Source organism: Kitasatospora sp. NPDC008115, from assembly GCF_042957205.1.
Classification (GTDB): domain Bacteria; phylum Actinomycetota; class Actinomycetes; order Streptomycetales; family Streptomycetaceae; genus Kitasatospora.
Genome location: NZ_JBIBHU010000040.1, coordinates 1 through 18,259, shown reverse-complemented (window position 1 = coordinate 18,259; position 18,259 = coordinate 1). Strand labels below are relative to the sequence as shown.

The window sequence follows — 18,259 nt, the reverse complement described above, 5'->3', positions numbered from 1 at the left end:
TGCGCACAACGGGCCGGGCGCCACTCCCGATGAGACGGAGTGGCGCCCGGCCCGTTGTGCGCGCGGGCCCGCGGCTCAGCCCGCCGCGTTCCGCACCACCTCGACGAACTGGGCCGCGACGGAGTTGCGGTAGAAGTCCTGCATGGACACCCGGGGCAGGCCCTGCTCGCGCAGCTCGCGCAGCAGCCGGACCACCAGCAGCGAGTTGCCGCCGAGTTCGAAGAAGTTGTCCCGCAGCCCCACCTCGGTGTTGAGCAGCCGCTCCCAGACCGCCAGCACGGCGGTCGCGGTCGGATCGCCGGCCCGGCCGTCCCCCGGCTCCGCCGGGTTCGCCGCCTCGGACGGGCCGGACGGGTCGGCCGGTGCGGGCCCGGCCGGCTCCTCGGTCATCCCCGCCAGCACCGCCAGGTCGGCCTTGCCGTTGGCGGTCAGCGGGATGGCGTCGATCCGGGTGAAGGTGGCCGGCAGCATGTACTCGGGCAGCATGCCGGCGGCATGCGCGCGCAACTCCCGGCCGTCCAGCCGCCCGCCGCCGCGCACCACGAAGTACGCGTCCAGGCGGGCGGTGTCCCGGTCGCCCTCGGTGGCGTGGCGCAGCGCCACGGCCGCCGCGGCGACCGCCGGGTGGCCGAGCAGCACGCCGCGGATCTCGTCCAGCTCGATCCGGTGGCCGCGCAGCTTCACCTGGCTGTCGATCCGGCCCAGGTGGTCCAGCCGGCCGTCCGGCCGCAGCCGGCCGAGGTCGCCGGAGCGGTACACCCGTGCGCCGTCCGGGTCGGTGACGAAGCGTTCGGCGGTCAGCTCGGGGCGGTTCAGATAGCCCTGGGCGACGCCGGCGCCGCCGACGAAGATCTCCCCGGCGACCCCGGCCGGCAGCACCCGGCCGCGGGGGTCGCGCACCGACAGCGACCAGCCCGGCAGCGCCCGGCCGACGCTGCGGCTGCCGGACACCACCTCGGCCGGGCTCAGCGTCTGCTCGGTCACGTGCACCGTGGTCTCGGTGATCCCGAACATGTTGGACAGCCGGCAGGCGGTGTGCGAGTGGCGGGTGAACCAGGCCGCGAGCATTCCGGTGTCCAGCGGCTCGCCGCCGAAGACCACCAGCCGCAGCGCCAGCCGGCCCTCGTGCCGGGCGTCGGCCTCGATGAACTGGGCGAACGCGGACGGCGTCTGGCTCAGTACGGTGACCTGCCGCCGCTCGACCAGCTCGTAGAAGACCTCGGTGTCCCGCGACGCCCAGTACGGCACCACGACCAGCCGACCGCCGGTGAGCAGGCAGCCCCAGATCTCCCACACCGAGAAGTCGAAGGCGCAGGAGTGGAAGAAGGTCCAGGTGTCCTCGCCGCCCAGGCCGAACCCGGCCGTGGCGGCCTCCACCAGGGCGGCCACGTTGCGGTGCGGGACCACGACGCCCTTGGGCCGGCCGGTGGAGCCCGAGGTGTAGATGACGTAGGCCGGGCCCGCGCCGTCCGCTCCTGCCGCGCCGTCCACGCCGTCCGGGCCCGGGGCGGCGGCGTCGGCGAGGCCGGACAGCTCCTCCGGCGAGACCACCCGGACGCCGCCCGTCTCCGGGAGCGCGCCCGGCAGGGCGACGGCGAGCTTCGCGCCGGCGTCCTCGACGGTGTAGCGCAGCCGCTCGGCCGGGTAGCGGATGTCCACCGGCACGTAGGCGCAGCCGGCCTTGAGCACGCCGAGCAGCACCACGACCAGTTCGGCGGTGCGCTCCAGGGCGACCACCACGGTGTCCCCGGGCGCGGCGCCCAGCGTCCGCAGGCCCGCGGCCACCCGGTCGGCCCGCCGGTCCAGCTCCGCGTAGCCGAGTTCGCCGTCCTCGTCGACCAGGGCCACCGCCTCCGGCTGCCGGGCGGCGACCCGCGCGAACAGCTCGTGCACGGTGCGCCCGGCGTCCGGCGCCGGGTCCCCGGCGGCGGGCGTGGCACCGGCGCGCAGCAGGCGCTCGCGCTCGGCCTCCCCGATCAGCTCGACGTCACCCAGCGCGAGGTCCGGCGAGGCGGCCAACTGCCCGGCCACCAGGGCCAGATGGGCGGCCAGGTCGCGGGCGACGGCGGGCGCCAGGTCGCGCTCGCGGTAGTGGAGGGTGCCGCGCACGGTCCCGTCGGCGGCGCGCCGCCAGACCACCAGGGCGGGCAGCGGCGGCGCCAGGAAGGGGCGGTAGTGCTCGCCCGGACGGTCCTCGTCGAGGACGACGCCGACCCACGGGTTCACCCGGCCGGCCGGCGCGCCGTCCGCCGGCTCCGGGTACTGGGCGAGGTGCTCGCGGACGGTCCGCTCCGGGTGGCAGTCCACCCGGTGCACCCAGTGGTCGGTGCCGGAATCGGCGGTGGACCACACCGCCAACTCCGGTTCCGCGGTGTCGCCGTGGCGACCCACGGTGACGGCGGTGGCCGCCAGCAGCAGTTCGTCGGTGACGGCGGCCGGGAGCGGCTCGACGGCGACCTCACCGTACGCTCCGCGCGCGTCCGGGTCGCCGAGGCCCCACTCGGGCGCGGTGTCCGGGCCCGGGTCCGGCAGGGTGGCGACGGGCGCGGGCCGGTCCGCCGCGCCGGGCAGGCCGTCGGCGGCGGACCGCCCGCCGGTCAGGACGGCCGCGAGCTGCCGCAGCCCGGCTCCGCCCAGGGCGGAGCGGCGGGCGACCAGGACCAGGTCGGCCACCCCGTCCGCGTGCTCGACCAGGACGGCGCGCACCGGCCGGGCGCCGTGCAGCGGGCGCTGCGCCTCGGTGCGCAGCCGGTCGAGCGCGGCGGGGTCGTCGGACCGGGCCGCGCCGGGTTCGCGCCAGACCCGCAGCCCGGCGAGGGCCTCGTGCGGACCGGCCGCCGTCCGCGCCCGGGCGTGCACCGACTCGGCGGTGACGTCGCCGGCGAGCCGGACGGTGAGACTGTGGCAGCCGCCGGCCCCCCGGCCGGCCTGCCCTGCGGCCACGCGGTAGCGCAGGCCGTGTGCCATGAGGACTCCTGACATGTGGGCGCCGGCCTCGCCGTCGGGGCGGGCCGGCGCGTAGCCGTCGTTCTGCCTGCCGATCACTTCGCGACGAAGCCGCCGTCCACGGTCAGCGTGGTACCGGTGACCTGGAGCGAGTCCCGCCCGGCCAGCCAGAGGGCGGCGCCGGCGATGTCCTGCGGCTCGATCAGCCGGTTCATCGGCTGCGCGCGGGTGAAGACCTCCTCGTGCTCCTCGACCGCCACCTCCAGGGAGCGGGCGATCTCGGCCAGCATCCGGCCCTCGACCAGCGGGTCGTCCCGCACGGAGCCGGGGCACAGGGCGTTCACCCGCACCCGGAAGGGCGCGTAGTCCAGCGCCGCCGCCTTGGTGAGGCCGATCAGCCCGTGCTTGGCGGCGACGTAGCCGGCGAAGTTCCGGTAGCCGACCAGGCCGGCGGTGGAGGAGACGTTGACGATGCTGCCCTCGCGCCGGGCGACCATCGCGGGCGCGAACGCCTTGATCATGTGCCAGGCGCCGGTGAGGTCGGTGTCGATCATCAGCTGCCACTCGTCGCCGCTGATCTCATGGGTCGCCTTGCCCGACGGCGCGGCGATGCCCGCGCCGTTGACCAGCACCTGGACCGCGCCGAAGCGCTCCAGCGCCCGCTCGGCCACCGCCGCGCAGGCGTCGAGGTCGCGCACGTCGGCGCTCTCGGTGAGGACGGCGGCGCCGCGCTCGCGGCAGAGGTCCGCCGTGTGGCCGAGCTGGTTCCCGGTTCCCAACGGGTAGGGCACTCCCGGGAGTTGGCCTCCGAGGTCGACCAGCACCAGGTCCGCGCCCTCCTCGGCGAACCGGACGGCGCAGGCGCGGCCCAGCCCCCGGGCGGCCCCGGTGACGACCGCGGTCATCCCCTGGAGCCGCATCACCGGCCGTCCCGGCCGGCCGTGGTCGCGGTGACCGCGGCCAGCAGCGCGTCGGCCGCGTCGACCAGGTACATGTGCTGCCCGGGGAGCTCCAGGTAGGAGAACCCGCCGGTGGTGGCCCCGACCCACTCCCGGGCCTGCTCGGCGCTCACCAGGGCGTCGGCGTCGCCGCGCAGCGAGGTGACCGGCGCCGCGATCGGCGTCCTGCCCTGCGGCCGGTAGTTCTCGTGCATCTCGACGTCCGCCCGCAGCAGCGGCAGCAGCAGCTCCCGCAGCTCCGGCTCGTTCAGGGCGTCGTGCCGGTAGCCGGCGAACTGCTCGACCTTGGCGACGAACTCGTCGTCGCCGAGGCCGGTGGCCCGCTCGGCCCGGCCGCTCCACGGGCCGGGCGAGCCGCTGACGAAGACGTGCTCGGGCCCCTTGCCGTCGAGCCGGGCCAGCTGCCCGGCGACCTCGAAGGCGAGCACCGCGCCCAGGCTGTGCCCGAACAGCGCGTAGGAGTCGAAGCCGCGCACCTGCTCGGCGATCTTCGGGGCGAGCTCCTCGGCCGCGGTGACCGCGTCCTTGTACATCGGCTCGGCGAACAGTTCCTCACGGCCCGGCAGCTGGACCGCGACGATGCTCGGGCAGCCGTCCGGAAGGTCCTTCCAGGCTCGGTAGAAACCCGCGCCGCCGCCCGCGAAAGGAAGGCATACCAGTGCCCGGTTCATACATTTCTCCCTGGCGTGTTCTGCGGTCCCCCCAGGTCGATGGGTTGCCACGGGCATGCAAAAGACCGCGGCGACCGCGGAGTTGGGGGGTTACCGGCCCGACTGTACTGATCACGGCCACCGCACGGCCAGGCGCCGGACGCCGACCCCGGACCCACCCCGAACACGTACAACCGCCGCGGCGGCTCGGTTGAACACCGGCACCGGGCCGCCGCTTGAAACCCGCCCCCGGGCCCGCCTACCCTCGGAACGCGCGACCGCGCCCGCGGGCCTCGTCGGGACGCGGGCACGGAGTCGCGGGCACCGGGGAGGAAGGGTCCCGGGGCGCGGGTCAGCAGCTGTCGACCAGCACGCCCTCGGCCAGCGACTGCAGGGCGCTGCGGTGCTTGAGACCCAGCTTCCGGTAGATCCGGGTCAGGTGCTGCTCCACCGTGCTGACCGTGATGAACAGCTGGTCCGCCACCTCGTTGTTGGTGAAGCCCCGGCTGACCAGCCGGGCCACGCGCTGCTCCGCCTTGCTCAGGTCCTCGATGCCGATCAGCTCGGTGCCGCGCCCGGCCGGGACCGGCTGCGGCTCGTCCTCCGACGGCAGCCCCGCCAGCAGCCCGTCGGCCCGGCAGTCCTTGGCCAGCTGGCGGGCCCGGCGCAGGTGCCGGCCGGCCGCCTCGGCGTCGCCGAGCAGCCGGTGGGTGCGCCCGAGCAGGCCGTGGATCCGGGACCGCTCGACCTGGTCCGGCGACTCCTCCAGGCTCGCCAGGGCCTCGTCCAGCAGCGGCGGGCGGCACTCCGCCCCGGAGGCCTCGGCGATCACCCGCAGCGTCAGCGCGCGGGTGCGGCCCCAGGCCCGCTTCAGCACGGACAGCTGCTCGGTCGCGATCTCCCTGGCCTCGTCGGCCCGGTCGAGCGCGATCAGCGCCTGGGCCAGGTCGCTGCGCCACGGCACCAGCGAGGGCAGGTCCATCTCCCAGGCCCGCATGTCCTGACCGCAGGCCCGGAACTCCATCAGCGCCGCGTGCGCGCGGCCGATCGCCAGGTAGTAGTGGCCGCGGGCGTGCCGGTAGTACAGGCCGGACGGGTTCTCCAGCACCGCGCTGCGCAGCGGCCGGTTCAGCAGCCCGCCGGCCGCGTCCAGGTCGCCCCCGGCGGTGCGGACCAGCGCCTGGGTGGCGAGGGCGTACTTGATCTCCGGTCTCCACTCCAGGGCCGCGGCGGCGTGCCGCTCCGCGGCGGCCAGGTCCCCGCACCGGACGGTCGCCTTGGCCATCACCGACGACAGCACCCCGAGCCAGCTGGGGATGTTGCGGGCGCGGGCCTCGCGCAGCAGTTCCTCGCCCCAGGCGGCGGCGGCCCGCTGCCGGTCGGCGTAGACCAGCGCGGTCAGCGCCACGGTCAGCGGCTCCAGGGTCGTCTCGTTCAGCCCGAGCGTCTGGAGGTGCTCCTGCACGGCGTCGATGCCGGCCTCGGAGAGGGTGCCGCGCAGCACGCCGTCGAGCAGGCGCGAGGCCTGCAGACAGGGGTTGGTGGAGTCGCGCAGCTGCCCCGGGGCCTCCGTCAGCGGCGTGAACCGGCCGGCCAGCAGCGGGAAGGTGCAGCCCAGCCAGAGCCGGAAGGCCTCCCACTCGCTGGTGGTGGCGACGCCCTCCTGCCGCAGGGTCTCGCACAGGTGGCGCAGCGCCGACTCGGCCTGCTCCGAAGGGCCTTGCTGGAGCAGGTACTTGACCAACTGGACGGCCTGGCTCTGGTTGAGCTTGCCGTCGTACAGGGCCTCGGTCAGGGTGACGCAGTGCCGGACGGCCGCGACCGGGCTCCCCTGTCCGTCGATCTGGGCGAGCATCAGCGTCACGTCGGCGCGCTGGTGCGGCTCGTCGGCCTCGCGGTGGGCGAGCCGGCTGTACTCGGCGGCGAGCTCCACCTGGTCCTCGCGCAGGACCCGCTCGGCCGCCTCCAGCAGGAGCCGCACGGCCCAGGGGTCCGGCGCGGCGTCGGCGGCCAGCAGGTGCCCGGCGACCTCGGTGGCCGGGGCGCCCTCGATGAAGAGCAGCCGGGCCGCCCGCAGGTGGAGTTCGCCGCGCCGGGCCGGGTCGAGGTTGTCCAGCACCGCGGCGCGGGCCTCGGGGTGGCGGAACCCGCAGGGCCCCAGCAGCCCGGTGCGCAGCAGGATCTGCTCGCAGCGCTCCAGCGCCTCGGTCTCCACCGAGAGCAGCCGGCCGACCAGGGCGTTGACCCGCGGCAGGCCGAGCACGGCGAGGCCGTAGGCGACCTCGGCGGCGTTCGGGTCGGTGCGCCGCAGGCTTCTGGTGACGGCGTGCCGGTAGCCGTCCGCGACGTGCGGCGCGCGGACGCCGGGGGCGTCCGGTCCGCCCCGGTGGTCGTCGAGCAGCGCCCGCAGCAGCAGCGGGTTCCCGCCGCAGAGCCGTTCGTACTCCGGAAGCAGCCGGGCGACATCCGCGCTTTCCAGGAAATTCGCCATCAACTGCGCCGTGGCGGATCCGGACAGCGGCTCCAGGCGGATACGCCGGGTATTGGGCTGGCCGACGATCTCCATCAGGAACAGCGGAATGCCGGTGGTGGTCTCCGAAAGGACGTTGAGCACCAGCAGCACGGGCTGGTTGGTGATCCGCCGCGCCAGATAGCGCAGCAGCTGGAGGGAAAAGCGGTCGGATTCCTGGAGATCGTCCACGGTGATTACCAGTGGCCCGGAACCGGAACGCGACAATCGCGTCAACGCGATGTGCAGCCTGGCCAACACCTTGGCATGTTCCGGGTGGATTCGGTCCGGGTCGCTGGCGCGCACGTCCGCGAGCAACACCCCCGCCTCGATGGCCTCCTGGATCTCCCGGACGTCCGCCGGGGCCAGCAGGGCGTTGTGCGAGAGCTGGTCAACAACGCCGAACGGAATCTCCGACTCCGACCGGGTCGCCATCGCCGAGAGGACCAGCGCACCGGCCTCCGAGGCATGCCTCACGAAGGCATTCATCAGCTCCGTTTTACCGCTCGCCGCCACGCCGCTGACGAGGGCCACGCCCCCCCGGCCGGCCATGCACGCCATAAGAAGTTCGTCCAGGATCGATTCCTCACGAACGCGCCCCACCAGAACCATGCCGACCCCCGTAGCCAACCATCCGACGGACACGAGGATATCGCTCGAATGTCACGCCACAAGGGACAACATAAGCCATCTGCGGTCACACTGGGAAGCGAACCGCGTTCGCACTTTAACCGGACGACCACGGCCTTTACCGGTTGTGACGAGCCGTCACATCTGTTGGACCGGCGGCGAAGCGGCCACCGCCCCGGACCGCCGCCGGGCGGGCCTCCAGGGGCCCGCCCGGCGGGGCCGGTGCGGCTCCGGGGCATCGGAATCAAGCCACGCCGACCGCCTCCCGGGCCTCCCCGCCCTTCTTCGCCGCCGGCTTGGGGAGCTTGGGCAGGAAGACCAGGGTGCAGACCAGGCCGGCCAGGGCGAAGCCCACCGAGACCAGCAGCGAGACGTTCAGCCCGTGGACGAAGGACTCCTGCACGGTGGTCCGCAGCGCCTCCGAGCCGCTCTCCTTCGCGACGGCCAGCCCGCCGAAGACTCCCGATTCGACCACGGCCACCGCCTCGGCCGGAAGCTCCGGCAGGGCCAGGTGCGACTGGTAGCCGGTCGCCAGCACACTGCCGAGCACCGCCGCGCCGAGCGGCGCGCCGACCTTGTTGACGGCCTGGAGCACCGCCGAGCCGACCCCGCTGCGCTCCTCGGGCACCTGGGACAGCACCACGGAGGTCGTGGTGGCCATCGACAGGCCCATGCCGACCCCGGACAGCGCCGTCCACGCCCCGGAGAGCCCGGCCCCGGAGCCCAGGCTGGTCGTGGAGCCCAGCAGCAGCCCGGCCGCCATCACCACGAACCCGGCGGCGATGACCGCCTTGGGGCCGACCAGCTTGGCCACCTTGTCCGCCGGCACCGCACCCAGCACCAGGCCGCCGATCAGCGGCAGCAGCCGCAGTCCGGAGCCCATCGCGTCGGTGCCCTGCACCGCCTGGAAGTACTGCGGCATCAGGAAGATGACGCCGATGTTGGCCAGTGACACGAAGCCGATCAGGACCACGCCCCAGGTGTACGAGGACACCCGGAACAGCGCCGGGTCCACCATCGGCCGCCGGCCGCGCGCGACCAGCCGGCCCTCGTAGCGGAAGAACGCGACGAGCAGCACCAGACCGCCGACCATGCCCAGCCAGGCCGTCCCGTCGCCCCAGCCCTGCTCGCCCGCCTTGATCAGGCCGTACGTCACGCCGGCCAGGCCGAGCACCGAGAGCGCGGCGCCGCCGAGGTCGAAGGCGGACGGCGAGTCGGAGCGCGTCTCGGGCACCAGCGCGGCCACCACCGCGGCGCCCAGCAGGGCCACCGGAACGTTGATCAGGAAGACCCAGCCCCACCAGATGTGCGTCAGCATCCAGCCACCGAGCAGCGGACCGAGCGGCAGCGCCAGGAAGTTCGACGCGGACCAGATGCCCACCGCCTTCGGCCGCTCCTCCTCGGTGAACAGCACCGTCAGGCCGGACAGCGCCATCACGATGATCCCGGCGCCGGCCACCCCGAGCACGCAGCGGGCCGCGATGAACTGCCAGGAGCTCTCCGCGTAGGCGCAGCCCGCCGAGGCGACGGCGAACAGCACCAGCGCGGTGATCAGCGTCTTCCGTCGCCCGAGCCGGTCACCGAGCAGGCCGATGGGGAGCATCGAGGCCGCCAGGAACAGCAGGTAGGACGAGGAGAACCACTGCAGATCGGTCTCGGTGGCGTCCAGGGCCTGGGAGAGCTGCGGCAGCGCGACGCTCAGGATCGTGCCGTCGAGGCCGACGGCGAGCATCGACAGGCTGAGCGCCCCCAGTGCCCACCACTTACGGGGCCCGGTGTTGGACATGACGAACTCCGCTTCGATGAGATTGAACCGTCTTTTGAAGGTTACCCATTTTTTGGGAGTGCCGCTACCAGTTTTTACGAGCCGATGGGCAAAACCGGCCGGGATCAGCCGGTGAGGGCCAGCAGACGGTCCCTGACCAGGTCCGTCACGGCCGGCGCGTCGTTGAGGTAGAAGTGCCCGCCGGGGAAGACCTCCAACTCGAAGGGACCGGTGGTGTGTTCCGCCCAGGCCGCGACGTTCTCGATCTCCGCCTGCTTGTCCCGGTCCCCGGTGAGCCCGACGACCGGGCAGGTCAGCGCCGGCCCCTCCTGGTAGCGGTAGGTCTCGGCCGTCCGGTAGTCGCCGCGGACCACCGGCAGGTAGAGCCGGAGCATCTCCGGGTCCTTCAGCAGCACCTCGGAGGCGCCGCCCAGCGACACCATCTCCGCCAGGAACTCCCGGTCGGCGAGCCGGTGGATGCCCTCGTCCCGGACCCGGGAGGGCGCACGGCGCCCCGAGGCGAACAGCGCCACCGGCACCGTTCCGGCCGCCTCCAGCCGCCGCGCGACCTCGAAGCCGATGGTGGCGCCCATGCTGTGGCCGAACAGGGCCACCGGCAGGTCGCCCCAGAGCAGCAGCGCCTCGGCGATCCGGTCGGCGGCCTCCCCGAGGTCGCCGAAGAGCGGCTCGGTGTGCCGGTCCTGCCGCCCCGGGTACTGCACGGCCAGCACCTCGGCCTCCGGGGCCAGCCGGTGCGAGAGCGGGAAGAAGTAGCTCGCCGAGCCGCCCGCGTGCGGCAGGCACACCAGGCGCACCCGGGCCTGCTCTGCGCGGTGGAACCGGCGGAGCCAGCGGTCCTCCAGGTCGACGGTCCGGTCCGTGGTCATCGCGCGTCCTCTCTGCTGGGGAAGGGTGTGTCAGGGGTGCGGGCCGTGCGCGACGGAGCCCGGTGACCGTTCGTCACCGGGCTCCGCGCGCGACCGTGAGCTGGATGTCGGGCCGGTCCCGGTCGAGCACGACGCGCAGCGTCGTGGCCGACGGGCCGTCGGCGATCAGGGTGTACGTGCCGGGGGGAAGGGAGCAGAACATGAACCGGCCCCCGGTGCCGGTGGTCTCCCACAGCGCCGAGCCGGAGTCGTCCGCCAGGCGCACCTGGAGGCCCTCCACCGGGTCGCCGTCGGCGTCCAGGACCACCCCCCGCACGTGCAGCAGCTTGCGCGGCAACTCGACGTCGACCAGCACGGGCTGGCGCCCGGTGACGTCGAGCGGGCGGGTCACCGGCTCGTGCGCGCGGTGCACCGCCACCAGCCGGTAGCTGCCGGAGCACAGGCCGCGCAGCTCGTACCGGCCCTCGGCGGAGGTCCGGGTGGAACCGACCACCTCGCCGGCCTCGTCCATGAGGAGTACCAGGGCCTCCGGCACGGGCATCCGCAGCCAGTCGTCCCTGACGGTGCCCCTGGCCATGGTGGCCTCCGGGAGCCGGACGGTCACCTCCGCGCAGTGCAGCGGGGAGGACACCTCCACCTCGGCCACCTGCGGCAGGTGCCCGCGCGCACCGACCAGCAGCACGTACTGCCCGGCGTCCGGGACGGCGAGGTCGTAGCAGCCGTCAGGGTCCGCCGTGCCCTCGTCCAGCTGACGGCCGGTGTGGTCGACGACGGTGAGGTGCGCACCCCCGATCGGAAGGCCGCCGGTGTCCAGGACCCGCCCCCGTACCCCGGCGGAGCCGCGGCGCATGATCATGGTTGTCCGTACCTTTCGTGGTGGACTCGTTCCGGCTGCCCCGGAACGACGGGACACCGGTCCCGGGGTCCGCACACGCGACCGACCGACCGCGGGCGGCCGTGGCCGGCCCGCGGTCGGTCGGTCGTGTCGCACGGAACCGGCGCGGGAGATCCCTCGAACCGGCACGACGCCGGTCTCCCCCCACCGCGCCGCCCCCGGCCCGACCGGTGTTACGCCCGGTCCGCGGACGGCTCCGCGCCCGCCAGGCCGTTGAAGTGGTCGTTGTCCATGAAGGCCAGGACGCGGTCGAGTTCCTCCGCGATGTCCTGGCCCGGGTCCTGGGCCCACCGCAGCATCGCGTCCAGGATGACGCCGAAGACCGCGGCGCTCACCGCCCGGACCTGGACGTCGTCCTGCGGACGGCCGCCGCGCTCGGCCACCAGTTCGATGATGGTCTGCCGGGCCTCGGCGACGTTGCCGAGGCTGGCCGCCCAGAGCTCCGGCACGGTGAGCATCAGGACGTCGCGGTCGCGCTGCGCGCCGAGCTCCGTCGAGGACAGCCCTTCGAAGGTGCTCCTGATGGCGTACCGCAGCGCGCGCACCAGGGGCAGCTCCTTGGGCTGCTCCCGCCAGGCGTTGATGAAGAACGCCTCCTGCTCGTCGGAGACCACCAGCTCTTCCTTGGTCGGGAAGTAGCGGAAGATGGTGCTCGTGGAGACCTCGGCGGCCTCGGCGATCTGCTCCATGGTGGTGGCGTCGTAGCCCTGGTCGCGGAACAGCCGCAGTGCCTGCTGCTGGATCGCGGCCCGGGTCCGGGCCTTCTTGCGCTCCCGCAGCCCGACCGCCCGCTCGCCCTTCTCAGGCGCCGGACCGCCGTGCACGTTCGCCGGAGTCATGGGGCCTCCACCACCAACGCTCTCACCCTTGCAAGTGACAGTAGGCTATCAAACGAAGTCGGCGACGCACGATGAATGGAAAAACTCCAGCGTGTACGACCGGCACTCAATGGCTGCCGAACTCCTGGTCCAGCAGATCGAAGATGTCCTCGTCGCTGACCGCCTCCAAATCCGCCGCCGGGTCATTCCGTGCGTCCCCGAACAGCGGGTCCGGCCTGCCGCCCGTCGCCTCCCGCCAGTTCCACAGCAGCGTCTCCAGCCGGCCGCCGATCTCCTCGCGCAGGCTCTCGTCCTCCGGCGGCGCGACCAGCGCCCGCTCCAGCCGCTGGAGGTCGTCGAGCAGGGCGTTCCCGCCGTCCTCCGCGTCGCCGCCGAGGAGTTCCAGCAGGTGGCCGGAGAGCTCCGCCGCCGTCGGGTGGTCGTAGATCAGCGTGCCGGACAGCTCCAGACCGGTCGCCGTCGCCAGCCGGGTCTTCAGCTCGATGCCGGTGAGCGAGTCGAAGCCCAGCTTCATGAAGGGCAGGTGCGGCTCGACCTCCACCGGGCCGGTGTGCCCGAGCACCGCGGCCACCTCGGCGGCGATCGCCTCCACCAGGGCCGGGCGCCGCCGGGCGGGCGGCAGCTGCCGCAGCCGCTCGGCCAACGGCGCGGGCCCGGCCTGGGCGGCCTCCGCCGCGGGCTCGGCCGCCCCGGTGTCGCCCGCGCCGAGGTCGTCCAGCAGGTGGCGCGGCCGGGCGGCCGTGAACACCTCGCCGAAGCGCCGCCAGTCGACGTCCGAGACGGTCACCGAGGTCTCGTCGTGCCCGACCGCCGCCGCGAGGGCGGCGATCGCCCGCTCGGGCACCATGGTGCGCATGCCCGTCCGGGCCAGCGAGGCGACGTACTCCTCGTCCTGCGCCATCCCGGCACCGGCCCAGGCGCCCCAGGCCACGGCGGTGGCCGGACGGCCCCCGGCGCGCCGGTGCGCGGCCAGCGCGTCCAGGTAGGCGTTGGCCGCGGCGTAACCCCCCTGGCCCGCGCTGCCCCACACGCCCGCGCTGGAGGAGAAGAACACCATGACCTCCGGCGGCGCGTCCCGCAGCAGCTCGTCCAGGTGCCGGGCGCCGGCCGCCTTCGCCGCCAGCACCGCCTCCAGCTCGGCCGGCTCCTGCTCCGCCAGCGGCTTCGCCGCCCGGCCCTCCCCCGCCGCGTGGAACACGGCGGTCAGCGGCAGGCCGGCGGGGAGCGCGGCCAGCGCCCCGGCCAGCGCGGCGCGGTCCGCCGTGTCGCAGGCCGTGACGGTGACCGCCCCGGCACCGAGGTCGAGCAGTTCCTCGCGCAGCGCCTGCGCACCCGGAGCGTCCGGGCCCGAACGGCTCAGCAGTACGAGGTGCTCGGCGCCCTCCCGGGCCAGCCAGCGGGCGATGTGACCGCCCAGGGCGCCGGTGCCGCCGGTGATCAGCGCGGTGCCGTGCGGACGCCACCCGGTGACGGGCCCGGCCTCGGCCAGCGGCGCGCGGACCAGCCGGCGCACCAGCACGTCCGCCCCGCGCAGCGCGACCTGGTCCTCGTCCGCGAGGCCGGCCAGCACCGCGACGAGGTTCCCGGCCGCCACCGGGTCGAGGACGGCCGGCAGGTCCACCAGCCCACCCCAGCCGGCCGGGGCCTCCAGGCCGGCGACCCGGCCCAGGCCCCAGACCTGGGCCTGCACGGGGTTGGGCAGCGGCTCGCCCTGGACGGCGGCAACGGCGCCCCGGGTGGCCGACCAGAGCGGCGCGGTCAGCCGCGCGTCGCCGAGCGCCTGGAACAGCGCCATGGTCACGGCCGTGCCCGCCGGGACCGCGCGGTAGCGCGGGTGCCCGGCGGCGGACAGCGCGAGCAGCGACAGCACGCCGTCGACCCCGCGCTCCGCGGCGGCGGCGCCCAGCAGCTCCGCCAGCGCCCGGCGGTCGGTCGCGGCGGCGTCCACCTCCAGCAGCCGGACCTCGGCGCCGTGCTCGCGCAGGGCGTCCGCGCAGGCGGCGACGGTGCCGGCGTCGGCGTCCACGGGGGCGAGCAGCAGCCAGCCGCCGCTCAGCGCGGGCGCCTCGGGTGCCTCCAGCGGCTTCCACTCGATCCGGTAGCGCCAGGAGTCGAAGGACCGGGCGCCCTGCTGCCGGTGGCGCCAGGCGGCGAGGTCGGGCAGCACCGTCTTCAGGGAGGAGCGCGAGGACTCGGCCCCGGTGCCGACCAGGGTGGCGAGGTCCTCGGCGTCGCCGCCCTCGACGGCCTCCCAGAAGCGGAGCTCGGCGGGGTCCGCGGTGCCGGAGCGGGTGCGGTCGAGCCAGTAGCGGGTGTGGTCGAAGGCGTAGGTCGGCAGCTCGGGCAGCGCGCCACCCGTGCCCAGCACCCGCGTCCAGTCCACGTCCAGACCGGTGGTCCAGGCCTGGGCCAGGGCCGTCAGCAACGAACGCGCCTCCGGACGGTCGGTACGCGTCAACGGCACCAACGCCACACTCTCACCCGACAGGCACTGCGCCGCCATCGCCGTCAGCACACCACGCGGACCCACCTCGACGAACGCCCCGACACCCTGCTCACGCGCGAACCCCACCGCGTCCGCGAACCGCACCGGACGGCGCACCTGCTCCACCCAGTACTCCGCCGAGCACCACTGCTCCGCCCCCACACCACGCCCGGCCACCGTCGACACCAACGCCAACTCCGGCCGCCGGAACGTCAGACCTTCGGCGACCGCCCGGAACTCCGCCAGCATCGGCTCCATCCGGAAGGAGTGAAACGCGTGCGAGACCCGCAACCCCTTCGTCCGCACCCCCTCCCCACCCCACACCGCCGCCAGCTCCGCCAGCGCGTCCAGATCACCGGACACCACCGTCGCCCCCGGACCGTTGACGGCCGCGACCTCGGCCCGGCCCGCGAACGCGGCCAGCCTCGCCACCACCTCCGCCTCCGCAGCCTCCACCGACAGCATCCCGCCACCCTCCGGCAGCGCCTCCATCAGCCGGCCACGCGCCGCCACCAGCGCACACGCGTCCTTCAGATCCAGCACACCCGCCACATGCGCGGCCGCCAGCTCACCGATCGAATGCCCCACCAACAGGTCAGGACGCAGCCCGCACGACTCCACCAACCGGAACAACGCCACCTCGAACGCGAACAACGCCGCCTGCGTGAACACCGTCCGATCCAGCAACGCCGCCTCGGCCGAACCCTCCCCCGCGAACATCACCTCCCGCAACGAACGCCCCAACAACCCGTCCAGATGCGCACACGCCTCATCGAGGGCCGCCGCGAACACCGGCGCCGCGTCATACAACTCCCGCCCCATACCGGGACGCTGAGCACCCTGACCCGAGAACAGGAACGCCGCGCCGACCTCACCGACCACCTGGCCGGCCACCACACCACCGGCCACCCGGCCCGCCTCGGCGAAGCCCGACAGGCCGACCAGCACCTCCGCACGGTCGCCACCGACCACCGCCAGGCGATGACCGAGTGCCGACTTCGCCGCCAACGACCTCGCCAACGGCGCGAGTTCACTCTCCGGACGGTCCTGGGCGAACTCCAGCAGCCGGGCCGCCTGGGCCCGCAGGCCACCCGCGCTGCCGCCCGAGAGGACCCAGGCCACCGGCTCGCCCGACAGCAGCGGACCGTCGGCGTCGGCGGCCTCCTCCGCTTCGGCGGGGGCCTCCTCGACGATCACGTGCGCGTTGGTGCCGCTCGCCCCGAAGGAGGAGATCCCGGCGCGCCGGGTGCGCTCGCCGCGCGGCCAGGCGACCGGCTCGGTCAGCAGCGACACCGCGCCCTCCGACCAGTCCACGAACGGCGACGGCTGGTCCACGTGCAGGGTGCGCGGCAGCTCCTCCTGCTGGAGGGCCATCACCATCTTGATCACACCGCCGACGCCGGCCGCCGCCAGCGTGTGCCCCATGTTGGACTTCAGCGAGCCCAGCAGCAGCGGACGGTCCTGCTCGCGGTCCTGACCGTAGGTGGCGATCAGGGCCTGCGCCTCGATCGGGTCGCCGAGCTTCGTACCGGTGCCGTGCGCCTCCACGGCGTCGACCTCGTCGGCCGACAGGCCCGCGTTGGCGAGCGCCGCCCGGATCACCCGCTGCTGCGACGGGCCGTTGGGCGCCGTCAGGCCGCTGCTGGCACCGTCCTGGTTGATGGCGCTGCCGCGCACCACGCCCAGCACCCGGTGGCCCAGCCGCCTGGCGTCCGAGAGCCGCTCCAGGGCGATCAGGCCCACGCCCTCCGCCCAGGCCGTGCCGTCCGCGCCGGCCGCGAACGGCTTGCAGCGGCCGTCCGGCGACAGGGCCCGCTGGCGGGAGAACTCGATGAACCCGCCCGGGCCCGCCATGATCGTCACGCCGCCGGCGAGGGCCATCGTGCACTCCCCCTGGCGCAGCGCCTGGACAGCCAGGTGCAGGGCGACCAGCGAGGAGGAGCACGCGGTGTCCACCGTCACCGCCGGGCCCTCGAACCCGAAGGAGTACGACACCCGCCCGGACAGCACGCTGGACGTGTTGCCGGTGAAGGCGTAGCCCTCGACGCTCTGCGCCACCTGCTCCAGGTCCGGGATGTACGAGACGGCCGCCCCGCCGACGAAGACGCCGGTCCGGCTGCCCTTCGCGGCCAGGGGGTTGATCCCGGCGCGCTCCAGCGCCTCCCAGGAGACCTCCAGCAGCAGCCGCTGCTGCGGGTCCATGGCCAGCGCCTCGCGCGGCGAGATCCCGAAGAACTCCGCGTCGAAGCCCGCGATGTCGTCCAGGAAGCCGCCCCGGCGGGTGTACGACTTCCCCGACCGGTCCGGGTCCGGGTCGTAGAGGTCCTCCGGCCAGTCGCGGTCGGTCGGGAACTCCGAGGTGGCGTCCACCCCCTGGGCGACCAGCTCCCACAGCGCCTCGGGGGTGTTCACCCCGCCCGGGTAGCGGCAGGCCATGCCCACCACCGCGACCGGCTCGTGCGCCGCGTCGATCAGCCGCTGGTTCTCCCGCTGGAGCCGCTCGCGCTCCTTCACCGACGCTCGCAGGGCCCGGACGATGTCCTCAGTCGAGGCAGCCATGATGAAACCTATCTTTCCGAGTCGATTCAGGATTCGTCGCCGAGAGCGAACTGCACGAGGTCGTCGATGGCCATCAGGTCGATGGACTCCTCCTCGCTCTCCGCGCTCGCCTCCGCCTCCGCGTCGGCCGACGGGTCGGCCAGGCCCAGGAGTTGGAGCAGCGGCTTCATCAGGCCGGCGCCCCTCAGGCGGTCCAGCGGGATCGTGGCGAGCGCCCGGCGAATCCCCTCCTCCCCCTGCTCCCCGCGGTCCGCCGCCGGAGCGGGTTCCGTTCCGGCGGGGGTGAGTTGGTCGAGGAGGTAGTGGGTGAGGGCGTTGGGGGTGGGGTGGTCGAAGACGGCGGTGGCGGGCAGGCGGATGGCGGTGGTGGTGTGGAGGCGGTTGCGGAGTTCGACGGCGGTGAGGGAGTCGAGGCCCTGGTCGAGGAAGCCGCGGGTGGCGTCGATGGTGGTGGGGTTGTCGATGCCCAGGATGACCGCGATCTGGCGGCGGACCAGGGTGAGGACGTGCTGGTGGCGTTCGGCGGGGCTGAGTCCGGCGAGCTGCTCGGTCAGGGCGGGGCCGGACTGGTGGGTGGTGGCGGTGGGCCGGATGGTGGCCAGCCGCGACCAGACCGGCAGCCGGGGGATGTGGGCCAGGTTGAGCGGCGAGGCGAAGTGCAGGGGACGGGCCGTCCGGTCCGCCGCGTCGAAGATCTCCAGTCCGCGCTCGGAGCTCATCGGCACGATCACGCTGCGGGACATCCGGGCGTGGTCCTGGTCGGAGAGGTGGCCGGTCATCGCGCTGGCCTGCGCCCACAGGCCCCAGGCGAGGCTGGTGGCGGCCAGGCCGTGCGCGTGGCGGTGGGCGGCGAGGGCGTCCAGGAAGGTGTTCGCCGCGCTGTAGTTGGCCTGACCGGGGCTGCCCAGCAGACCGGCCGCCGAGGAGAACATCACGAAGGCGCCCAGATCGTGCTTCCTCGTCAGGGCGTCCAGCAGGACGGCCGAGTCGATCTTGGAGGCCAGGATCGTCCGCAGTTGCTTCTCCGTCATCGCCGTCAGCGTGGCGTCGTCGAGGGCGCCGGTGGTGTGGATGACGGCGGTGAGGGGGTGTTGGTCGGGGATGGTGTCGATCAGTTGGGTGAGGGCGGTGGGGT

At 74.2% G+C, this 18,259-nt stretch carries 10 protein-coding genes; all 10 read right to left on the bottom strand.

The features are described from left to right. Positions 1-75: 75 nt before the first annotated feature. A complete protein-coding gene (locus tag ACFZBX_RS34280; protein WP_391537714.1) occupies positions 76-3,045 on the bottom strand; it encodes an amino acid adenylation domain-containing protein in 2,970 nt (989 codons plus the stop codon). Continuing rightward, positions 3,042-3,866 (bottom strand): SDR family oxidoreductase, encoded by an 825-nt coding sequence (locus ACFZBX_RS34275; RefSeq protein ID WP_391537713.1) that lies wholly within the window; start codon positions 3,864-3,866, stop codon positions 3,042-3,044. Before ACFZBX_RS34275 ends, ACFZBX_RS34280 begins: the two co-directional genes overlap by 4 nt. Beyond that, complete coding sequence (locus ACFZBX_RS34270) at positions 3,866-4,576, bottom strand: thioesterase II family protein (protein ID WP_391537712.1); 711 nt, start codon at positions 4,574-4,576, stop codon at positions 3,866-3,868. The genes ACFZBX_RS34275 and ACFZBX_RS34270 overlap by 1 nt, the downstream gene beginning before the upstream one ends. Before the next feature lie 331 nt (positions 4,577-4,907). Further along, on the bottom strand, positions 4,908-7,676 hold the full coding sequence (locus tag ACFZBX_RS34265) for an AAA family ATPase (RefSeq protein WP_391537711.1): 2,769 nt from the start codon (positions 7,674-7,676) through the stop codon (positions 4,908-4,910). 262 nt (positions 7,677-7,938) lie between these two features. Further along, positions 7,939-9,480 (bottom strand): MFS transporter, encoded by a 1,542-nt coding sequence (locus ACFZBX_RS34260; protein ID WP_391537710.1) that lies wholly within the window; start codon positions 9,478-9,480, stop codon positions 7,939-7,941. 104 nt (positions 9,481-9,584) lie between these two features. Next, positions 9,585-10,346 (bottom strand): thioesterase II family protein, encoded by a 762-nt coding sequence (locus ACFZBX_RS34255; protein ID WP_391537709.1) that lies wholly within the window; start codon positions 10,344-10,346, stop codon positions 9,585-9,587. Positions 10,347-10,419: 73 nt separating this feature from the next. Further along, positions 10,420-11,202 (bottom strand): collagen binding domain-containing protein, encoded by a 783-nt coding sequence (locus ACFZBX_RS34250; protein ID WP_391537708.1) that lies wholly within the window; start codon positions 11,200-11,202, stop codon positions 10,420-10,422. Between the two features lie 212 nt (positions 11,203-11,414). Beyond that, positions 11,415-12,080, bottom strand: coding sequence for a TetR family transcriptional regulator (locus tag ACFZBX_RS34245; protein WP_391537707.1), 666 nt, complete (start codon positions 12,078-12,080; stop codon positions 11,415-11,417). Positions 12,081-12,186: 106 nt separating this feature from the next. Beyond that, entirely contained in the window at positions 12,187-17,124 is a 4,938-nt protein-coding gene (locus ACFZBX_RS34240; protein ID WP_391537706.1) for a type I polyketide synthase, read from the bottom strand. Positions 17,125-17,150: 26 nt separating this feature from the next. Continuing rightward, the coding region (locus ACFZBX_RS34235; RefSeq protein WP_391537705.1) for a beta-ketoacyl reductase at positions 17,151-18,259 on the bottom strand (1,109 nt) is incomplete at its 5' end.